We start from the raw sequence: 18598 nt of genomic DNA, 5'->3' as shown, positions 1-18598 counted from the left end.
TCATCCCCTCGCTGCCACAGGCGCCAGGACCTCGTCGAGGTCGTGCCCTACGGGGGCATCGTGCCACGGGCTCATCCTGCGCCGCAGCGTCGTCAACTCGCGGCGCATCCGCTCCGATCCGGTGTCGACCGCGATCTGTACCGCCTCGCGTGCGATTGCGACGGCGTGATCCGGCTCCCGTGCGATCGCCGCTGCCGTCGCATGTCGGGCAAGGTACACGCCGCGATCCCGCCGTGCCGTCGTCGGGACGATGGCGAGTACTTGCCTCCACAGGGAGTCGGCCTCAAAACCCAGCCCCAGTCGGCCGTAACAGGTCGCCCGCTGCACTTCGAGGTAGCCCGGCGTACGCCGACAGGCATTGCCCCAGGGAAGGTCGTCATCGACTCGGGCGAGGAGCTCGTCGGCTTGGTCGATGAGGCGGTCGACAGCAGCGCGGTCGTTGATCAGGCTGGCGCCGTGTGCCTGCTGCTGGATCGCCATCACCTTGACCTTCGGAGCGAGTCGGCCGGATCCGTCGAGGGCTGCTTCACAGAGGTCGACGACTCCGTGCCCGTCGCCGAGGTCGGTGCGCACCTGTGCCTGGTTCACCAGTGAGTATGCGATCAGGTGTGGGTCCCGGGACCGCATCGCGATCTCCTGCGTCGTTCCACGCCAGAACGAGGCGGCCCCGAGGTCGCCGGCGTCCTGGTAGAGCCAGCCCACCAGTGCCGCGTAGGCGGCGCCCACCCGCAGCAGGCCCCGGCGGGTCTCGCCTGTGGCCGCACGTACCAGGCGATCGATGAGTTCGTACTGTGCGGAAACGGTGCCGATGAGGTCGTGCGGTCCGAGCAGCATGTCCGCGCGGTAGTGGCCCTCAAGCTGCTGCTCGAAGTAGTCGATGAGGGCGGGGTCGACGTGTCGCGGTGCGATCGGTCCGGCGGTGAGGGCGGCGGCGGTCACCGATACGAACGCGCGTCGATTCACCGCTGGCGCCCCTTCCTGGTGATCTGCGCGGATCCATCCGACCGGAGCGGAGAACCCGAGGGCCTCGGGCCAACGGCCGAACGCGGAATGGAGTGCGACCGCGTAGTCCTCGCGTGGCCACCCGGGTCGACCGGACTCCCATCTGCGCCAGGTCCGGGTCGACACCTCGAAGTGTGGGTCGCCGAGCGCCTCCCGCCCCGCGGCGGTCACTCCACGAGCCGCGGCTTCGCCCGATCGCCATCCCCGTTTCAGCCTGGCAGCTCTCAGTACGTCGTTGGAGCCTGTGCACGGAGTCTGAGGTGTCATGAGTCGCACTCCCGGACATGGCCGTCGAGTGGCCGCGAAATGGCCGCCCGCAGGCCTAGTTGCGGCTTGTCGTGCAGCACCATCATCCAGGTGTGACCAGGAAACGCGGCCAAAAAGCCAGTACCGAGACACGATCCGACGACCCCATGGGGCTGACCCTGAACAGGCTCTCCTCACGGTGGCTGATCTCGCGGGAGGTGCATCCTTCAGTTGGCCGTGAGGCCTGGATGCGGGACGAGCCCGCTGTGATCCGCACGGGTATCCACTTCGAGGCGGTCCGGTTGCCCGCTGCTCTTGTTCATGACCTCGCTGCGACTGTGTCGGATGAGGCCGTGTCGCGGCAGTCCGTCGAGCGGGCTTTCCATGGGATGGGCATCCACGGTGCGGTCATCGCCGACCCGGCGCGTCGTTGGTACTACGCACTCGTACCGCCCGGTACCGCCGAGGAGTGGGCCGATCCCGGCTTCGAGTGTCTGGGCCGGGACCACTACCTCGGGGTCCCGGCCGCGCACCGTGCAGAGCCGCCGGGTACGCACTGGCTGCTTTCGCCGCCGGAGGGTGAAGGCGATCTGTGCGACGTGGATGCCGTGCGGAGGCTGACCGCTTCCCGATGCGAAGGCCGAACGCGGTGAACAGCCGCAGCGCATAGCCGGAGCCCTTCCGTCCCTTCGGACAGAGGGCTCCTTGCTCGGTGGCTTGGCTACGCGTGCCGGCCGCCGCCCCGCGGGCCGTGCAGGTGGAGCCCGTGATGCCGGTGGGCGTGGAGCCGCTCCGGGTGGTCGACCTCGTCGGCGTGCCGCTCGTGGAGGTTGGGGACGGCGTCGCTGAACTTGAAGTCGACGAGGTGATCGTCGCGGCGGGCCTCCAAGGCGTAGATCGCGAAGACCGCTACGGCGGCCATCAGGACGATCACGGCCAAGCTGATGACGATCGTCATGGTGCTCACATCCCTTGGGCAGGGACCGGTATCCGGGCGCGGTGGGTGCCGGTGATTCCAGGCTACTCCGACCGCTCGGATCGCTCTCCCGGCCAGTCCAGCAGCAGACGCTTCGCCCGGGGCAGGGCGGCGACGATGAGGTCGTACGAGTCCTCGATCATTTCCCGTACGAAGGTGTCCGGCAGCGAGCCGCCCTCCAGCGTCACCGTGTTCCAGTGCCGCTTGTTCAGGTGATAGCCCGGGACGATCTCCGGGTGGGCGTCCCGGAGCCGCACGGCGAGTTCCGGGTCGCATTTGAGGCTCACGGTCAGGGGAGAAGCGGTGAGCGTCGTCAGGGCGAAGATCTTGCCGCCGACCTTGAAGGTGCAGACCTCGGGGTGGCGCGGGAAGGGGAATTCCTCCGCCGTGCCGTTCAGGTTCAGGCACGTCGCCCTGAGCTCGTCCGGGGTCATGGGGTCAGTATGGCGCCCGGCTACCCCGCATCGAGGAGCCGGTGGCTTGGGCGGTGGTAAGCCCGTCCCCCATCTGTCCCCGCAAGGGGACGACAAAGCCCCCCGGACAAGGTCCGGGGGGCTTTCGTCAGGCGTTTTGCCTGGTCAGGCAATGTGCCCCCGGGCAGATTCGAACTGCCGACACCCGCTTTAGGAGAGCGGTGCTCTATCCCCTGAGCTACGGAGGCGGGGCCGCCGTCAGTGTAGCGGGTGGTGGGGTGGGCGGGTCAGGGTGCCGGGCATCTTGGTGGTCAGGCCTGGCGCGGGGTGGTCGTCAGGGTTACCTGCCAGTTGCCTGCCTCGTCCTGGCCCAGGACCTCGATGGTGACGCCCGCCGCCGCGCAGCGCTGGCCCGCCACGTAGGTCGCGTCGCTCAGGGGCGCGTTCACGTTGAGGTCGTGGGTGTAGCAGCCGGGGCTGCGCGGGGTGGCGTCCGAGGTACGGATGGGGCCGGAGCCGGTGGGGATGTCGGAGGCGATGGTGGTGACGAGGACGCCGGGGCGGCAGACCGTGTGGTCGAGGAGGCCGGGGGCGCGGGCTTCGAGGGTGATGGCGCGGGTGGGGGAGAGGGGGACGACGATCAGTTTGGGGCCGCCGTCGGCCGAGGTGGGGGTGAGGGTCAGGGTGCGGGTGCCGGGGGAGTCGGCGCAGTGGACCTGGTCGGGGGCCAGCCAGCCGAGCTTCCACTTGTGCCAGGCCAGGAAGTCGTTGGACGGGCCCCAGTCCTCGTCCATGAGGTCCCAGTGGCCGACGGGGGTGTCCAGCGGGTTGTCGTTGCGGGCGTAGTAGAGGTCGGGGAGGCCGAAGCTGTGGGCGTTCTCGTGGTTGAGGACGCGGTAGGGGCTGTTGCCGGTCTGGCTGCTCCAGATGAAGGAGACGTTCTTGAACTGGGCGCCGTCGTCCGCGCGCAGCCCGGTGGGGGTTCCGGCGAAGGTCACGGACCGGACGTCCTCGACGGCGGGCGGGCCGGCGTTGGCCGTGGCCAGGACGTTGACGAGGTCGAAGTCCCGGAAGTCGACGGTGTGGTCGACCGCGGCGAGGATCTCGCGCGAGAGGGCGTGGTAGCCGTCGTCGCGGTCCACGTCGAAGGGGGCGCCGCGCTCCAGGCCGTACGACGTGTAGGGGCGTGACATGCGGATCCAGCGCAGGACCGGGGTGGAGCGGTAGTCGAGGCGGCCGTAGGAGCTGGCGCGGTAGTAGTCGGTGACGGCCGGGAAGAACTCGGCGTAGCGCCGGTGCGGGGGGACCTGGGCGGGGGCGTCGGGGAAGTCGATGAGGAAGGTGACGGCCCGGACCGTGCCGCTGGAGCGCGCGTAGCCGCGGGGGGTACGGGAGCCCTCGGACACCTCGTTGGTGACCGTGGTGAGCGCGCAGGGGCCGGAGGGGAGCCGGCCCGTCATGTCGGGGGCGTGACCGGCGTCGGTCGCGGCGACCGACGGGGGCGCGTCCGCCTGGGAGGGCACGGGTGAGGTGAGCGCCAGCGCGGTGATCACCATGACCAGCATGGCCAGGGACTTCATGTCGGTCACCTCCGTGGCACACGCGACCCGCGACCCGGGTGCTCTCTGTGTCCACCCTGTGTCGCTGTGTGTGCGACCGCCCGCTGGAGTGCGGCAGATGGGGCATGGGCGACCACCGGGTCGGGTGAGGCGCACGTCACAACCGGAGGCGAAATATCCGGGGAGGATCTCCCCGTTTAACGAAGCGTCCCCGTCAAACGGGGAACTTCTCCCCGGTTAGCTGAACCGGGATCGGAACCGGATCGAAAGGAGTGCCTCGCCGTGGCAGCACCGCAGCCCCGCCTCCGTGCCGACGCCCTGCGCAACCGGGAGCGGATCATCGCCGCCGCCCGCGAGACGCTCGTCGAGCACGGGGCCGATGTCCACCTCGATGAAATCGCTCGACGGGCCGGGGTCGGCAATGCCACGCTGTACCGGCACTTCGCGGATCGCTATGAGCTGATCCACCATGTCACCCTCTCGGTGATGGCCCGCATCGCGGAACAGGCCGAGACTGCACGAGCTGAGGAGCCCGATGCTTTCCTCGCGTTGAGGCGCTTCGTCCATGCCGCGGCCGACGAGCGCATCGGTGCGCTCTGTCCGTTGCTCGCCGACGGCGTCGACCATGAGCACCCGGACCTGGTCGAGGCCCGTGACCGACTCGAGCGTGACACCGAGGCGTTGATGGCCGCGGCCCGCGCTGCCGGGCAGTTGCGCGACGACATCGCGGTCGGCGACCTGATGGTGGCCCTCACTCAGCTCACCAGGCCGTTGCCCGGCAGTGGCTGTGTGAACTTCGAGCAGTTCGTGCACCGGCATCTGCAGCTGTTCCTGGACGGGTTGATGGCACCGGCGCGTTCCCGGCTTCCCGGCTGCGCCGCGACCTTGCAGGACCTGCGTCATAAGTCGTCATAAGTAAGGACCCGCTTCATAGCCAGCTCCGTCCGGTACGGCGGCCGGGCCGCGCCTTCCGAGCCCGCGCCCCGTGGGTCCGTCGTGCCCGCGTCCGCCCCGCCGCTTCGATCCCCGACCGCCCCTGACTTCGCCTCACCCCCCTCCTCGTACCGCCCTTCGCACCACTTAGGCAGGCCGTTCCATGCAAGACTCCGCCACCACTCCTGACCCCAGGCGCTGGAAAGCGCTCATATTCATCGCCCTCGCCCAGCTGATGGTCGTCCTCGACGCGACCATCGTGAACATCGCGCTGCCCTCCGCCCAGGACGACCTCGGGATCTCGGACGGCAACCGGCAGTGGGTCATCACGGCCTACGCCCTCGCCTTCGGCGGACTGCTGCTCTTCGGTGGCCGCGTCTCCGACCTGTGGGGCCGTAAGCGCGCGTTCGTCGTCGGTCTGGTCGGCTTCGCGGCCGCCTCGGCCCTCGGTGGCGCCGCGGTCAACACCGGGATGCTGCTGGGCGCCCGCGCCCTGCAGGGTGTCTTCGGCGCGCTGCTCGCGCCGGCGGCCCTGTCGCTGCTCGCCGTGCTCTTCACCGAGGCGAAGGAGCGCGCCAAGGCGTTCGGCATCTTCGGTGCCATCGCCGGTGCCGGTGGTGGCGTCGGCCTCATCCTCGGCGGTCTGTTCACCGAGTACCTGAACTGGCGCTGGACGTTCTTCGTGAACATCCCCTTCGCCGTCGTCGCCGCGCTCGGCGCGATCGCCGTGATCCACGAGCCCGCCGGCAGCCGCAACCCCTCGAAGCTCGACATCCCCGGCGTCATCCTGGCCACCCTCGGCCTGGTCTCGCTCGTCTACGGCTTCACCCGCGCCGAGACCGACGGCTGGACGTCCGGCATGACCATCGGGCTGTTCATCGCCTCGGCGGTGCTGCTGTACGCCTTCCTGGTCGTGGAGAAGAAGGTCAAGGCCCCGCTGCTGCCGCTGCGTGTGCTGACCGACCGCAACCGCGGTGGCGTCTACGTCTCCCTCGGTCTCGCCGCCATCGCGATGTTCGGCCTGTTCCTGTTCCTGACCTACTACCTCCAGGTCGTCCGGGGCTACTCGCCGGTCAAGACCGGTCTCGCGTTCCTCCCGATGATCGTCACGATGATCGCCGGTTCCACGCAGATCGGCGCCCGGCTGATGACCCGGGTCCCGGCGCGCTGGCTGATGGGTCCGGGCTTCCTGCTCGCGGCCCTCGGCATGGTGCTGCTCACGCAGATCAGCCTGGACAGCTCGTACACCTTCGTGGTGCTGCCCGGTCTGCTCATGATGGGCCTCGGCATGGGTACGGCCTTCATGCCGGCCATGAGCCTGTCCACGCACGGCGTCCAGGCCCGTGACGCCGGTGTCGCCTCGGCGATGGTCAACACCTCGCAGCAGGTCGGCGGCGCCATCGGTACCGCGCTGCTCAACACCATCGCCACCAGTGCCACCAACGCGTACGCCTCCTCGCACAAGGCGGGTGCGGGCAACCCGAAGCTGCTCCAGCTCAACTCGATGGTGCACGGCTACTCCATCGCGATCTGGTGGGCCGCCGGGCTGCTCACGCTGGCCGCGGCCGTCGCGGTCGCCTTCGTCAACGCCGGTCACCAGGGCGGCCCGTCGGCCGCCGGTGCGGGTGCGGGCGAAGGTGCCGACGCGGGCGTCGAGAAGATCCCGGTCATGGCGCACTGAGTGGCCGACTGAGTCACAGCGCGCGGAAGACCCCCGCGCGCGACACGCGGACACACGCAAGGCCCCTCGCCGTCACGGCGGGGGGCCTTCGCGCTGCCCGGCGGTGACGCGTCGGGACGGGGTGGCTAAGCACATCAGCGGGTCCACGGGAGGTCGCCGCCCTCGGGCTGGAGGCCCGCCTGGATGGTCCGGCAGATGTCGCCGAGCTGGGCCACCTGCTCCGGTGCGAGACGGTCGAAGATGGCCGCCCGGACGGCGGCGACATGGCCGGGGGCCGACCTCTTCAGCATCTCGTACCCCTCGTCCGTCAGAACGGCCAGCTGGCCGCGCTTGTCGGAAGGGCACTCCTCGCGGCGGACCCAGCCGTTCTTCTCCAGGCGGGCGACCGCGTGCGAGAGCCGGGAGCGGGTGATCTTGGCGTCCTGGGCGAGCTCGGTCATCCGGAGCCGGTGGCGTGGTGCCTGGGAGAGGTGCACCAGCAGGCCGTAGTAGACGTGCGGCATTCCGGCGTCGCGCTGGAGCTGGCGGTCCAGGTGGTCTTCGAGGAGCGTCGTGGCATGCAGGTACGCCCGCCAGACGGCCTGCTCCTCGTCACTGAGCCAGCGGGGCTCGGGCGGGCCCCCCGCGGATTGGTTGGTCATGCCATCCACTGTTTCATCCGTGCTTCCTCCGAAGCGAATGTTTGAAGTTTCAACGATGCAGAGTTAAGGTTCAGGAGTAGAGCTTGATAGTTCAAGTATGAGGACTCTGGAGGGGCCATGCCGGCCACCGCGACCCCGACCGGCGGGCGGATGCCCGCTCTCTACCTCTCCCACGGCGCGCCGCCCCTCGCCGACGACGAGCTGTGGCCCGGCCAGCTCGCTGCCTGGTCCGCCGGGCTGCCCCGGCCCGCCGCCATCCTGATGATCTCCGCTCACTGGGAAGAGGTCCCGCTCGCCCTGGGTGCGACGGAGTCGGTGCCGCTCGTCCACGACTTCTGGGGCTTCCCGGAGCACTACTACCGTGTCCGGTACGCCGCCCCCGGCGCCCCGGAGCTGGCCGAGCGGGTACGCAGGACGCTGCGCGGCGCCGGTACGCCCGTGCAGGACATCCCGGACCGGGGCCTCGACCACGGCGCGTACGTGCCGCTGGTCGAGATGTACCCGGGCGCCGACATCCCCGTGCTCCAGGTGTCCATGCCCACGCTCGACCCGCGGCGGCTGATGGAGATCGGGCGCAAGCTGGCGCCGTTGCGGGACGAGGGGGTGCTGATCGTCGGCAGCGGGTTCTTCACCCACAACCTCGCGGCGCTGCGGCACGCGGGGTCCGGTCCGCCCGCCTGGTCGGCGGAGTTCGACGCGTGGGGGCGCGAGGCCCTGGGCGGGCAGGACGTCGACGCGCTGCTGGACTTCGAGAACAAGTCACCGGCAGGGCGCCTGGCACACCCGCGTACCGAGCACTTCGCCCCGCTCTTCGTCACGTTGGGCGCCGCCGAGGGTGAACTCGACCGGCAGCGCACCGTCATCGACGGATTCTGGATGGGGCTGGCGAAACGTTCGGTGCAGTTCGGCTAGCGGGCACGCACGCCCGCGGGCCTCGGCCGGTGATGCGGCCGAGGCCCGCGAACTGCCCTGTGGCGAGCCGGAGAAGGGGCTGGCGCCCGCTCAGTGCTCGTGCATGTAGAAGACGTAGTACGAGACCACGGCCATCGCCCCGCCCAGGAAGAACCCGAACAGCGAGGCGCGCAGCACCGAGACCTGGGTGAGGCTGTAGAGGAAGCCGAGGCTGATGCCGAACAGCGCGCCGAACGCCGCGGCCCTGACCTCGGCGATCATCTTGGCCCGCTCCTTGATCAGCACGTATCCGGCGCCCATCGCGACCAGCCCCGCGACGAGGCCGATCATCCAGGCGTGCAGGGTGGAGGCGCCGTTGTCGTCGGCGAGGAAGACGGTGTACAGGCCGAGGACGACACCGCCGGTGACGGGCACCGCCCAGGTGGACCGGGAGGTGCGGTGCGCGATTCCGGTGACCGGGCCCGGGCCTTCGTGACGGTGGTGTCCGGGCAGAGCCGGGTGCGTCGGCATGGCGGTCCCCTCTCTCTCGTCTCTCTTGCCCCACCCCTTCCCACCAGGGCACACCCGCGTCAGGGCGGCGGCAACTCGATCACGGGCGGCCGACGGTGCCCGGCGCCGGGCGGCAGCGGCAGTGGCGGTGGCAGCGGTGAAGAATCCGGCCTTCCGGGACTTCTGGGGCAACCGGAATGCGGTACGGGTCGTCTTGTGGGGTAGGAGAGCAGTCAGTGGCAGCGCTCTTCCGGTCTGAACGGAGCGGCGTCGATGGTGACGGCCGTCTCATGGACCCCGTGGTGGCAGAGGTCCGTGGGGGCGCTGGGGCCGGCCTCGGAACCCGGCCTGACCTGCGCTTCCGTCGGCCTCGGTGGCACCTGCCCACCCTCTGCGGCCGCACAGGGTACTGCATGATCAGAAAAATGAAGAAGACTCGCGGGAATTCTGTCCGGATTCCAGTCGTTCTTTCCATCGGATGGGGCACCCGAGAAGAGGCTGTACCTCTCGGGTCTCTCGGGTCCTCCCCGGTTTTCCGGGGCGCTCGCCGGGGGTCCCACCGTCCCGCGACCGACTCATCGCAAAGGGAGCACGCATGGCAACCCGTGCCGTCGCCCGCCGTCAGACCGCCGACAAGGGGCCTGACAGGGCAAGCAGTGTTCGCGCCGTAGGCGGGGAGATCGCCGACCGCGACCTGGTCGGCATGTACCTCGACGAGATCGCGCGTACACCCCTGCTCGACGCCGCCAAGGAAGTGGAGCTGTCCCAGACCATCGAGGCGGGCGTCTACGCCCAGCAGCTTCTCGACGGCCTCGTGGAGAGCCCCGACGGCGATTCCGCGACCGCGTCCGCGTCCCGCGAGGAGCTCGAGGCGATAGCCGCCGAGGGTGCCCGCGCCAAGGACGTCTTCATCAAGTCGAACCTGCGCCTCGTCGTGGCCGTCGCCCGTCGCTACCCGCGCAGCGGGCTGCCGCTCCTGGATCTGATCCAGGAGGGCAACGCCGGCCTGGTGCGCGCGGTGGAGAAGTTCGACTACGCCAAGGGGTTCAAGTTCTCCACGTACGCCACGTGGTGGATCCGTCAGGCCATCACCCGGTCCATCGCCGACCAGTCCCGGACGATCCGGCTGCCCGTGCACCTGGTCGAGGAGCTGGGCCGGATCCGCCGGGTGCAGCGCGAGTTCAACCGGGAGAACGGCCGCGACCCCGAGCACGCGGAGATCGCCGCCGAGCTGGGCTCCACGCCGGAGCGCGTCGGTGACGTGCTGGACTGGGCCCGCGACCCCGTCAGCCTCAACATGCACGTGGACGACGAGGGCGAGACCCAGTTCGGTGACCTGCTGGAGGACACCTCCGCCGTGTCCCCGGAGCAGTCCGTGCTCACGCTGCTGCGCAGCGAGGAGCTGGAGGATCTCATCAGCCGTCTCGACCACCGCACCGCGTCGATCATCAAGGCGCGCTACGGCATCGAGGACGGGCGGGAGCGCACGCTGACCGAGGTCGGCAAGCAGCACGGCCTCACCCGTGAGCGGATCCGGCAGATCGAGAAGCACGCGCTGCTGGAGCTGAAGAAGATGGCTCACGACACCGGTTTCGACGCAGCGGCCTAAAAGGGCATATGCTGGACATAACCCCATAGACCGGGCCCCGGCGCTACCCCCCCCTGCGTCGGGGCCCTTCCCTTTGCCCCGGCCCTTCCCAGGGCCGGTTCGCCCTCGGCGGCGCCAGGGCGCCCGTACGGCGGTGTGCGCGGCCGGGTCCGCCGTTCTACGGTCTGCGAGCATGACGGCGGGTTCGCGAAGCCGGGCGGGCTGCCCCGCCGGGGCGCACGGGTCACGGCCCTGTCGCACCCGCCGCGCGGGTGATGCGGGCGCCCAGGTCACGCAGATGGTCCACCAGCTCGGGCGGCTCGTGCGCCTCGAACTCGCAGTCGATCAGAGCGAGCCGGAAGGCCACCCACTCCAGCGAGTCCACGACCGTGACGTCCAGCCGGCAGGTGTTCTCGTCGATCGGCACCGGGGTGCCGAGGGAGGACTGCAGCCGGGCGGCGACGAACGCGGCGGGCGCGTGCAGCGTCGCCACGACCCGGTAGGTCGGCTGGAGGCGGGAGAGGGACCGGCTCATGAACTCGGCGGCGTTCGCCGCCGGCAGCTCACGCGGTGTGAACCGCGCCCCGGTGGCGAACGGTTCGCTGACCCGGTCGACGCGGAAGGTCCGCCAGTCGTCGCGGTCGATGTCGTAGGCGACGAGGTACCAGCGGCGCCCGGTGCTGACCAGCTGGTGCGGCTCCACCAGCCGCCGGGTCCCGGTCCCGTCGCCCGTGCGGTAGGCGAAGCGCAGCCGCTCGTGCCCGGTGGCGGCCGAGGCCATCACCGTCAGCGTGCGCGGGTCGACGCTCGCGCCGTCGCCGCCCACGAGCGGCACCGTCGCGGCCTGGAGGGCGGCGACGCGGTGCCGCAGCCGGGACGGCAGGACCTGCTCCAGCTTGGCGAGGGCCCGTACGGACGCCTCCTCGATGCCGTCCACGGCGTGACCGGCCCCGGCGCGCAGGCCCACGGCGATGGCGACGGCCTCCTCGTCGTCCAGGACGAGGGGTGGCATGGCGGCGCCCGCGGCCAGCCGGTACCCGCCCTCCGCGCCCATCGAGGCCTGCACCGGATATCCGAGGTCCCGCAGCCGCTCGATGTCCCGGCGGATCGTCCGCGAGCTGACCCCGAGCCGCTCGGCGAGCTCGCTGCCCGGCCATTCGCGGGGCGTCTGGAGCAAGGAGAGGAGATTCAGCAACCGTGCCGGTGTGTCGCTCATGACACCCAGCTTGGCAGGCATATGGGACACAAGATGTCCTACATGGAAGTTAGCTTCGTCGACGTCCCCGGAAGTGAAATGCCAGGAAAGGCCGTACAGCAATGACCACCGACTCGCCGCCCGTCGACCGCCGCCGCTGGCTGGCACTCGCGGTGGTGATGACCGCGTCCTTCATGGACCTGGTCGACGTCACCATCGTCAACATCGCGATGCCCAGCATCCAGCGCGACATCGGCGCCTCCTTCAGTGTCCTGCAGTGGCTCAGCGAGGGATACGCGCTCGCGTTCGCCATAGGCCTGATCACGGGCGGCCGGCTCGGTGACATCTACGGCCGCAAGAAGGTCTTCCTGCTGGGCATGGGCGGGTTCACCCTCGCCTCGATGCTCTGCGGCGTCGCGGCCGACCCGCAGCTGCTGGTGGCCGCACGGGTGCTCCAGGGCGCCATGGGCGCGCTGATGGTGCCTCAGGTGCTGTCCATCGTGCACGTGACCTTCCCCGCCCACGAGCGCGGCAAGGTCTTCGGGATGTTCGGCGCGGTCATGGGCCTCGGCGCGGTCTCCGGCCCGCTGCTCGGCGCGCTGCTGACCCAGTGGAACCTCTTCGGCCTGGAGTGGCGGCCGATCTTCCTGATCAACGTGCCCGTCGGCATCGCCGGACTGCTCCTGGGCCGTCACTTCATCACGGAGTCCAAGGCGCCCAGGGCGCTGCGCCTGGACCTCGTCGGCGTGGCCCTGGCCAGTGCCGCGCTGCTGATGCTGCTCTACCCGCTGACCCAGGGCCGGGAGCACGACTGGCCGCTGTGGGGCTTCGTCTCCATGGCCGGCTCGGTGCCGATGCTCGCGGCGTTCATCGCGTACGAGCGGTACAAGACGCGCAAGGACGGCTCACCGCTCGTCGAGCTGTCGCTGTTCAAGGTCAAGAGCTTCGCGGCGGGCATCGGCGTGCAGCTGACCTTCGGTGTCGCGTCCGGCATCTTCTTCCTGGTCTGGACGCTGTACATGCAGCTCGGGCTGGGCTGGTCGGCGCTGCGCTCGGGTCTGACGGGCATTCCGTTCTCGCTGGCGATCTCCGTGGCGGCGGGCCTGTCCGTGCAGAAGCTGGTGCCCAAGTACGGGCGCAAGGTGCTGCAGGCGGGTGCGCTGGTGATGGCGGCGGGCGTGCTGACCTACATCTGGGAGGCCGGCCACTACGGCGCGGACATCCGGTCTGGCAGATGGCGCTGCCGCTGGCCGTGATGGGTCTGGGCATGGGCCTGATCGTCGCCCCGATCACGGACGCCGTGCTGTCCGAGGTGCCCCGCGCGCACGCGGGCTCGGCCTCCGGCCTGATCAACACGACCCAGCAGCTCGGCAACGCCATCGGTCTGGGCCTGGTCTCCGTGGCCTTCTTCGGTGTCGTGGACGACGCCGACCCGCGCCGCGAGACGCCGTCGGACATCTTCGGGGGCGCGTTCACGCACGCCATGTGGTGGGTCGCGGGCGGTCTGCTCGCGGTCTTCACGCTGATGTTCCTGCTGCCGAAGCGGTCGAAGCACCATGAGGCGGCCGAGGGGGAGGCCGAGAGCGCCGTCGAGGAGACGGTTCTGCCCCGTGCCGCCGTTCCGGCCCAGGAGGCCGAGAAGGAACTGCTGAAGCGGTAACGCCTCCGCGCGCTCCGGGACCCCGGGGGAGGGCACGGGCCCGGTCGGTGATCCGACCGGGCCCGTTTCCGTCCGTTCGATGCCCGAGTCTGTTTACTTTCCGGAACCAGGGTCGTAATCTGACGGCGAAACCACAGGGTCGGGCATCGAACGGACGTAAAACCACATGTACGCACCGGAGCGTCAGCAGGAGATCCTTCGCCTCGCCCGCGAGAGCGGCCGGGTGGACGTGCTGTCGCTCGCCGAGGAGTTCCAGGTCACCTCCGAGACCGTCCGGCGCGACCTCAAGGCCCTGGACCGGGCCGGTCTGCTGCGCCGGGTGCACGGCGGCGCGATTCCCGTCGGACGGCTCGACTTCGAACCGGACCTCGCCGAGCGCGAGAGCACGGCGGCGGACGAGAAGGACGCCATCGCCCGGGCCGCGCTCGCCGAACTGCCCGCCGGCGGCAGCGTGATCATCGACGCCGGTACGACGGCCGCGCGGCTCGCGGGTCTCCTCCCGCTGGAGTGCGAACTCACCGTCGTCACCCACGCCCTGCCCGTCGCCGCCCGCCTCGCCGACCATCCCGGCATCTCCCTCCACCTCGTCGGCGGACGGGTGCGGCACCGCACCCGCGCGGCCGTCGACGCGTGGGCGCTGCGTGCCTACGCCGAGATCAACGCCGATGTCGTCTTCCTCGCGACCAACGGCTTCTCCGTCGATGACGGCCTCACCACCCCGGACCTGGCCGAAGCCGCCGTCAAACGGGCGACCGTCGGGGCCGCGCGGCGGGTGGTGCTCCTCGCCGACTCCGGCAAGTTCGGCCGCCGGCACTTCGCGCGCTTCGGGGATCTCGCCGACGTGGACGTGCTGATCACCGACACCGGCCTCGCCCCCGAGGACGCCCTCGCCATCGAGCGCGCCGGCACCCGGACGGTCCGCGCGTGATCCTCACCGTCACCCCCAACCCGAGCCTGGACCGTACGTACGAGATCCCCCGGCTGGAGCGCGGCGCGGTGCTGCGGGCCGCCACCGACCGCGTCGACCCCGGCGGCAAGGGCGTCAACGTCTCGCGCGCGCTGGCCGCCGCCGGGCACCGCACGGTGGCGGTGCTGCCGCTCGGCGGGCCGGAGGGCGCGCTGCTGACGCGGCTGCTCGGCGACCTCGGCATCGACGTGGCGGGCGTGCCCGTGCGGGGCTCGACCCGGGTCAACATCGCCGTCGCCGAACCGGACGGCACCCTCACGAAGGTCAACGCCGCCGGTCCCGAACTGGGCCGCGTGGAGGCGGAGTCGCTGCTGACGGCCGTGCGGGACCGGTCGGCGGGCGCCGACTGGATCGCCTGCTGCGGCAGCCTCCCGCGCGGGCTCGCCCCCGAGTGGTACGGGCACCTGGTGGCCCGCGCCCACGACGTCGGCGCCCGCATCGCCCTGGACACCTCCGGCCCCTCGCTGACCGCCGCGCTGCGGATGCGCCCGGACGTCGTCAAGCCCAACGCGGAGGAGCTGTCGCAGGCCGTCGGCCGCCCGCTCGCCACGGTCGGCGACGCGGCCGAGGCGGCGGACGAACTGCGCGGCCTGGGCGCGCGGGCGGTACTGGCCAGCCTCGGCGCGGACGGCCAACTGCTGGTCGACGACTCCGGTACGTACTTCGGCACCGCACGCGTCCGATCTGTGCGCAGCAACGTCGGCGCGGGTGACGCGTCACTGGCCGGCTTCCTCGCCGCGGGCGGCACGGGCCCCGAGGCCCTCGCCGCCGCCCTCGCCCACGGCGCGGCGGCGGTACAGCTGCCGGGCAGCGCCATGCCGACACCGGCGGACCTCGACCCGGCGTCGGTGACGGTCACCTCCGAAGTCCCCGCCGGCCGCGCCCTGACGGAGCCGGTGCGGTGACCGGGGGAGGGGGCGGGCACCGGACTCTCCGCAGCCGCCGATTACGGCACGCCCCGACGCCGAGGAACCTTCCGGCACCGATGCGGGAGACGCGGGAGACCGCACCCGCCGTCGTCCCCTGACTTCTTCACCCCCCCCACATCGCCCGCAGGGCGCTACCGCGAGCAAAGGAGCCCGCGATGAGTGAGCTGATCACGGCTGACCTGGTCGATCTCGACCTGTCCGCCGAGACCAAGGAAGCCGCGGCGAGGTCCCTCGCCGAACGCATGCGGGACCTGGGACGCGTCACCGACCTCGACGGCTTCCTTGCCGACGTCGCCGCGCGCGAGGCCCAGATGCCCACCGGCCTCGACGGGGGCATCGGCATACCCCACTGCCGCAGCGCACACGTCACCGAACCGACCCTCGCCTTCGGCCGCTCCGCCGCGGGCATCGACTTCGGTGCCCCGGACGGCCCGGCGGACCTGATCTTCCTCATCGCGGCCCCGACGGGCGGCGACGCCGACCACCTGTCGATCCTGTCCGCCCTCGCCCGCCACTTGATGGACCCCGAGTTCACGTCCGCGCTGCGTGCGGCGGAGGCGCCGGGCGCGGCGGCGGCCTTGATCCGTGGCGAGGAGCCGGAGGCGTCGGTGGACGGCGAAGCGGAGCCGGTGGACGGCGACGCCGAGGCGGCGCCCGAGGCCGGTGGGGAGGCCGCGAGCGGGCCGGCCGAGGCGACGGAAGCCGGCGCCCAGCCCTTCCGTATCGTCGCCGTCACCTCCTGCCCCACCGGGATCGCGCACACCTATATGGCCGCCGAGGCCCTGGAGTCGGCCGCGCGGGCCGCCGGGGTGGAGATGGTGGTCGAGACACAGGGATCCGCCGGGTTCGTGAAACTGGACCCCGCGGTCGTCGCCGCGGCGGACGGGGTGATCTTCGCGCACGACGTCGAGGTGCGGGACAAGGACCGCTTCGCGGGGCTGCCGACCGTGGACGTCGGGGTCAAGGCCGGCATCAACCGGCCCGCCGCTCTGATCGCCGAGGTGCGGGCGAAGGCCGCGCGCGGCGAACGGGCGGCCCCCGCCGCCCCCATGGACGCGGGAGCAGACGCCGGGGACGGCTTCGCGACCCGGCTGCGCGCTTGGCTGATGACCGGTGTCAGCTACATGGTCCCGTTCGTCGCGGCGGGCGGGCTGCTGATCGCGCTCGCCTTCGCCCTCGGTGGCTACGGGATCAACAAGGCGCCCTCCGTGGCCGACCACTTCGCGTGGACCGAGTCCGCGAGCTGGGCGGCACTGCTGTTCCAGACCGGCGGCGTCGCCTTCGCGTTCCTCGTACCGGTCCTGGCCGGGTTCATCGCCTACGGAATGGCCGACCGCCCGGGTCTCGTCCCCGGGTTCGTCGGCGGCTCCATCGCGCTGACGGTCGACGCGGGCTTCCTCGGCGGCCTGATCGCCGGTCTCCTCGCGGGCGCGGTCGTCATGGCCGTACAGCGGCTGAACGTACCGGCCGTGCTGCGCGGCATCATGCCGGTCGTGGTGATTCCGCTGCTGTCCTCGGCGGTCGTGGGCTTCCTGATGTTCCTGGTGGTCGGCAAGCCCGTCGCCGCGCTGCAGAAGGCCCTGACCGACTGGCTGGGCGGACTGTCCGGGACCAACGCCGTCATCCTGGGCGCCCTCCTCGGTCTGCTCATGGCCGCCGACCTCGGCGGTCCGCTCAACAAGGTCGCGTACGCCTTCGCCGTCGGCGGCCTCGCCGACCCCAACGAGGGCAGCCTGAAGGTGATGGCCGCGGTCATGGCGGCCGGTATGGTCCCGCCGCTGGCGATGGCGCTGGCCACGACCGTGCGCGGACGGCTCTTCACCGCCTCCGAGCGGGAGAACGGCAAGGCGGCCTGGGTGCTCGGGGCGTCCTTCATCACCGAGGGCGCGATCCCCTTCGCGGCGGCGGACCCGCTGCGGGTGATCCCCTCGGCGATGGCGGGCGGCGCGGTCACCGGCGCCCTGTCCATGGCCTTCGGCTGCACGCTGCGCGCCCCGCACGGGGGTGTCTTCGTGGTGCCGCTGATCGGCTCGCCGTTCCTCTACCTGCTGGCCGTCGCGGCGGGCACGCTGGTCAGTGCCGCCGCGGTGCTCCTGCTCAAGGGCCTTCGCCGGCCCGTCCCGCCGAAGGCTGTCGCCAGGGCCGAGGACGGGGACCCGGTCGCCGTGGCCGTCTGAACCCGACACCGGGCCCCGTCCGGGCGCCGCTCAGTCGCCGTACAACTCGCGGTAGGAGGGGAAGACGCCGCCCGGGCCGTCCACCCCCTCCGCCGCGAGCACGGCCTTCACCACGGACCGGGTGAGGACGTCCGCGCCCGCGGCCAGGATCTCGTTGAGAACGCCGAGTTCGAGAACACCCCGTTCGAGATCATTGAGTTCCAGGGCATCGGGCTGCCCGGGGGCACTCCCGCCGACCATCGGCCGCGCACCCGTGGCCAGGGCGAAGACGGTGTCACCGTCGGTCAGCAGGTGCACGGGCCGGACGGCGCGGGCCAGGCCGTCGTGGGACGTGCCCGCCAGCTTCTGCGCCTGGGCGCGGGTCAGGACGGCGTCCGTGGCGACGACGGCGATCGTGGTGTTGAGCGGCGGCCGCACGGACGCGGCCGAGCGCTTCGCCGACTCCCGCCGCGCGGCGTCCAGGGCCTGCTGGGCGGCGGCGTGGCGGTCGGCGGCGGGGTACTCCACCCGGCCCTCGAAGAGCCGCCCGTACAGCACCCCCGTCAGCGGATCGACCGCCGAGCCCGCCGCGTTGACCGCCGCGACGGCCGCGACCGTCACCCCCGACGGCAGCACCACGCTCGCCGTGCCGATGCCGCCCTTGAGACCGCCGACCGTCGCCCCCGTGCCCGCGCCGACGTTGCCCTGCACGACGGGCGCCCCCGTCTCCGTGTGGGCCGCCGCCTCGGCGGCCTCCCGGCCGAGCACCGCGTCGGGGCGGGCCCGCCAGTCACCGCCGCGGCCCAGGTCGAACAGGGCCGCCGCGGGCACGACGGGCACCACCTGGGCGGGGTCCGGGCCGACGCGGAAGCCACGGCCCGCGTCCTCCAGCCAGCCCACCACCCCGGACGCGGCGTCCAGCCCGAAGGCGCTGCCGCCGGTGAGCACGACCGCCTCGACGCGCTGGACGAGGTTGCGCGGGTCGAGCGCATCGGTCTCCCGCGTCCCGGGCCCGCCGCCCCGTACGTCCACGGCCGCGACCGCGCCGCCGTCCTCGGTGAGCACCACGGTGGTCCCGGTCAGCGCCCCGCCTTCGGTGCGCTGCGCGTGTCCGACCCGCAGTCCGGCCACATCGGTCAGGGAGTCCAGGGGGCCGGGGCGTGGGCCGGCGGCGGGGGAGGAGAAGAAGAGGGCGTCGGTGCTGCCGGCGGTCTGCGCGGTCCGGTCGTCAGTCATGGGGCCATGCGTATC

16 protein-coding genes, 1 tRNA gene and 1 pseudogene are annotated in these 18598 nt (G+C 71.5%); 9 read left to right on the top strand and 9 right to left on the bottom strand.

What is annotated here, in order from left to right; genetic code table 11:
- A complete protein-coding gene (locus tag AB8O64_RS15395; RefSeq protein WP_370419684.1) occupies positions 1 to 939 on the bottom strand; it encodes a Twin-arginine translocation pathway signal in 939 nt (312 codons plus the stop codon).
- Positions 940 to 1361: 422 nt separating this feature from the next.
- Here AB8O64_RS15395 and AB8O64_RS15390 point away from each other — a divergent pair, with 422 nt between their 5' ends.
- On the top strand, positions 1362 to 1901 hold the full coding sequence (locus tag AB8O64_RS15390; RefSeq protein WP_370419683.1) for a hypothetical protein: 540 nt from the start codon (positions 1362 to 1364) through the stop codon (positions 1899 to 1901).
- Positions 1902 to 1969: 68 nt separating this feature from the next.
- Here AB8O64_RS15390 and AB8O64_RS15385 read toward each other — a convergent pair whose 3' ends face one another.
- The 4 genes from AB8O64_RS15385 to AB8O64_RS15370 form a co-directional block, all read right to left on the bottom strand.
- Positions 1970 to 2206, bottom strand: coding sequence for a hypothetical protein (locus AB8O64_RS15385; protein WP_370419682.1), 237 nt, complete (start codon positions 2204 to 2206; stop codon positions 1970 to 1972).
- 62 nt (positions 2207 to 2268) lie between these two features.
- Positions 2269 to 2658: an MmcQ/YjbR family DNA-binding protein gene (locus AB8O64_RS15380; RefSeq protein WP_370419681.1), complete on the bottom strand. Its 390-nt coding sequence runs from the start codon at positions 2656 to 2658 to the stop codon at positions 2269 to 2271.
- Between the two features lie 154 nt (positions 2659 to 2812).
- Positions 2813 to 2885: transfer RNA gene (locus AB8O64_RS15375), tRNA-Arg, on the bottom strand.
- 63 nt (positions 2886 to 2948) lie between these two features.
- Positions 2949 to 4217 (bottom strand): M6 family metalloprotease domain-containing protein, encoded by a 1269-nt coding sequence (locus AB8O64_RS15370; RefSeq protein ID WP_370419680.1) that lies wholly within the window; start codon positions 4215 to 4217, stop codon positions 2949 to 2951.
- A 261-nt stretch (positions 4218 to 4478) separates the two neighbouring features.
- Here AB8O64_RS15370 and AB8O64_RS15365 point away from each other — a divergent pair, with 261 nt between their 5' ends.
- Positions 4479 to 5111, top strand: coding sequence for a TetR/AcrR family transcriptional regulator (locus tag AB8O64_RS15365; protein ID WP_370419679.1), 633 nt, complete (start codon positions 4479 to 4481; stop codon positions 5109 to 5111).
- Positions 5112 to 5292: 181 nt separating this feature from the next.
- On the top strand, positions 5293 to 6810 hold the full coding sequence (locus AB8O64_RS15360) for an MFS transporter (protein WP_370419678.1): 1518 nt from the start codon (positions 5293 to 5295) through the stop codon (positions 6808 to 6810).
- A 134-nt stretch (positions 6811 to 6944) separates the two neighbouring features.
- Here the strand turns inward: AB8O64_RS15360 and AB8O64_RS15355 are convergent, their stop codons facing one another.
- A complete protein-coding gene (locus AB8O64_RS15355) occupies positions 6945 to 7451 on the bottom strand; it encodes a MarR family winged helix-turn-helix transcriptional regulator (RefSeq protein WP_130879099.1) in 507 nt (168 codons plus the stop codon).
- Positions 7452 to 7568: 117 nt separating this feature from the next.
- Here AB8O64_RS15355 and AB8O64_RS15350 point away from each other — a divergent pair, with 117 nt between their 5' ends.
- Positions 7569 to 8363, top strand: a complete 795-nt coding sequence (locus AB8O64_RS15350; RefSeq protein ID WP_370419677.1) for a dioxygenase — start codon at positions 7569 to 7571, stop codon at positions 8361 to 8363.
- A gap of 90 nt (positions 8364 to 8453) precedes the next feature.
- Here AB8O64_RS15350 and AB8O64_RS15345 read toward each other — a convergent pair whose 3' ends face one another.
- A complete protein-coding gene (locus tag AB8O64_RS15345; protein WP_356449244.1) occupies positions 8454 to 8873 on the bottom strand; it encodes a hypothetical protein in 420 nt (139 codons plus the stop codon).
- A gap of 574 nt (positions 8874 to 9447) precedes the next feature.
- On the opposite strand from AB8O64_RS15345, the gene AB8O64_RS15340 reads away from it, so the two are divergent.
- A complete protein-coding gene (locus AB8O64_RS15340; RefSeq protein ID WP_370419676.1) occupies positions 9448 to 10461 on the top strand; it encodes an RNA polymerase sigma factor RpoD/SigA in 1014 nt (337 codons plus the stop codon).
- Positions 10462 to 10684: 223 nt separating this feature from the next.
- Here the strand turns inward: AB8O64_RS15340 and AB8O64_RS15335 are convergent, their stop codons facing one another.
- The gene (locus tag AB8O64_RS15335) at positions 10685 to 11656 is read right to left on the bottom strand and encodes a helix-turn-helix transcriptional regulator (protein WP_370419675.1); all 972 of its coding nucleotides are present in this window, start codon (positions 11654 to 11656) and stop codon (positions 10685 to 10687) included.
- 101 nt (positions 11657 to 11757) lie between these two features.
- Between AB8O64_RS15335 and AB8O64_RS15330 the strand changes: the two are divergent.
- From AB8O64_RS15330 to AB8O64_RS15315, 4 genes and pseudogenes are all read left to right on the top strand, one after another.
- Positions 11758 to 13295: pseudogene (locus AB8O64_RS15330) on the top strand (MFS transporter).
- Positions 13296 to 13461: 166 nt separating this feature from the next.
- Complete coding sequence (locus AB8O64_RS15325) at positions 13462 to 14223, top strand: DeoR/GlpR family DNA-binding transcription regulator (protein ID WP_130879104.1); 762 nt, start codon at positions 13462 to 13464, stop codon at positions 14221 to 14223.
- Positions 14220 to 15167 (top strand): 1-phosphofructokinase, encoded by a 948-nt coding sequence (pfkB, locus tag AB8O64_RS15320; protein WP_370419674.1) that lies wholly within the window; start codon positions 14220 to 14222, stop codon positions 15165 to 15167. The genes AB8O64_RS15325 and pfkB overlap by 4 nt, the downstream gene beginning before the upstream one ends.
- Positions 15168 to 15346: 179 nt before the next feature.
- Positions 15347 to 17368, top strand: coding sequence for a fructose-specific PTS transporter subunit EIIC (locus AB8O64_RS15315; protein ID WP_370419673.1), 2022 nt, complete (start codon positions 15347 to 15349; stop codon positions 17366 to 17368).
- 30 nt (positions 17369 to 17398) lie between these two features.
- Here AB8O64_RS15315 and AB8O64_RS15310 read toward each other — a convergent pair whose 3' ends face one another.
- Complete coding sequence (locus AB8O64_RS15310) at positions 17399 to 18583, bottom strand: P1 family peptidase (protein WP_370419672.1); 1185 nt, start codon at positions 18581 to 18583, stop codon at positions 17399 to 17401.
- Positions 18584 to 18598: the final 15 nt, after the last annotated feature.

Origin of the sequence: Streptomyces sp. QH1-20 (assembly GCF_041283565.1) — a bacterium.
Classification (GTDB): Bacteria; Actinomycetota; Actinomycetes; order Streptomycetales; family Streptomycetaceae; genus Streptomyces; species Streptomyces syringius.
Note: the sequence above shows the minus strand (reverse complement) of the source record. Positions and strands in the feature narration are given on the sequence as shown.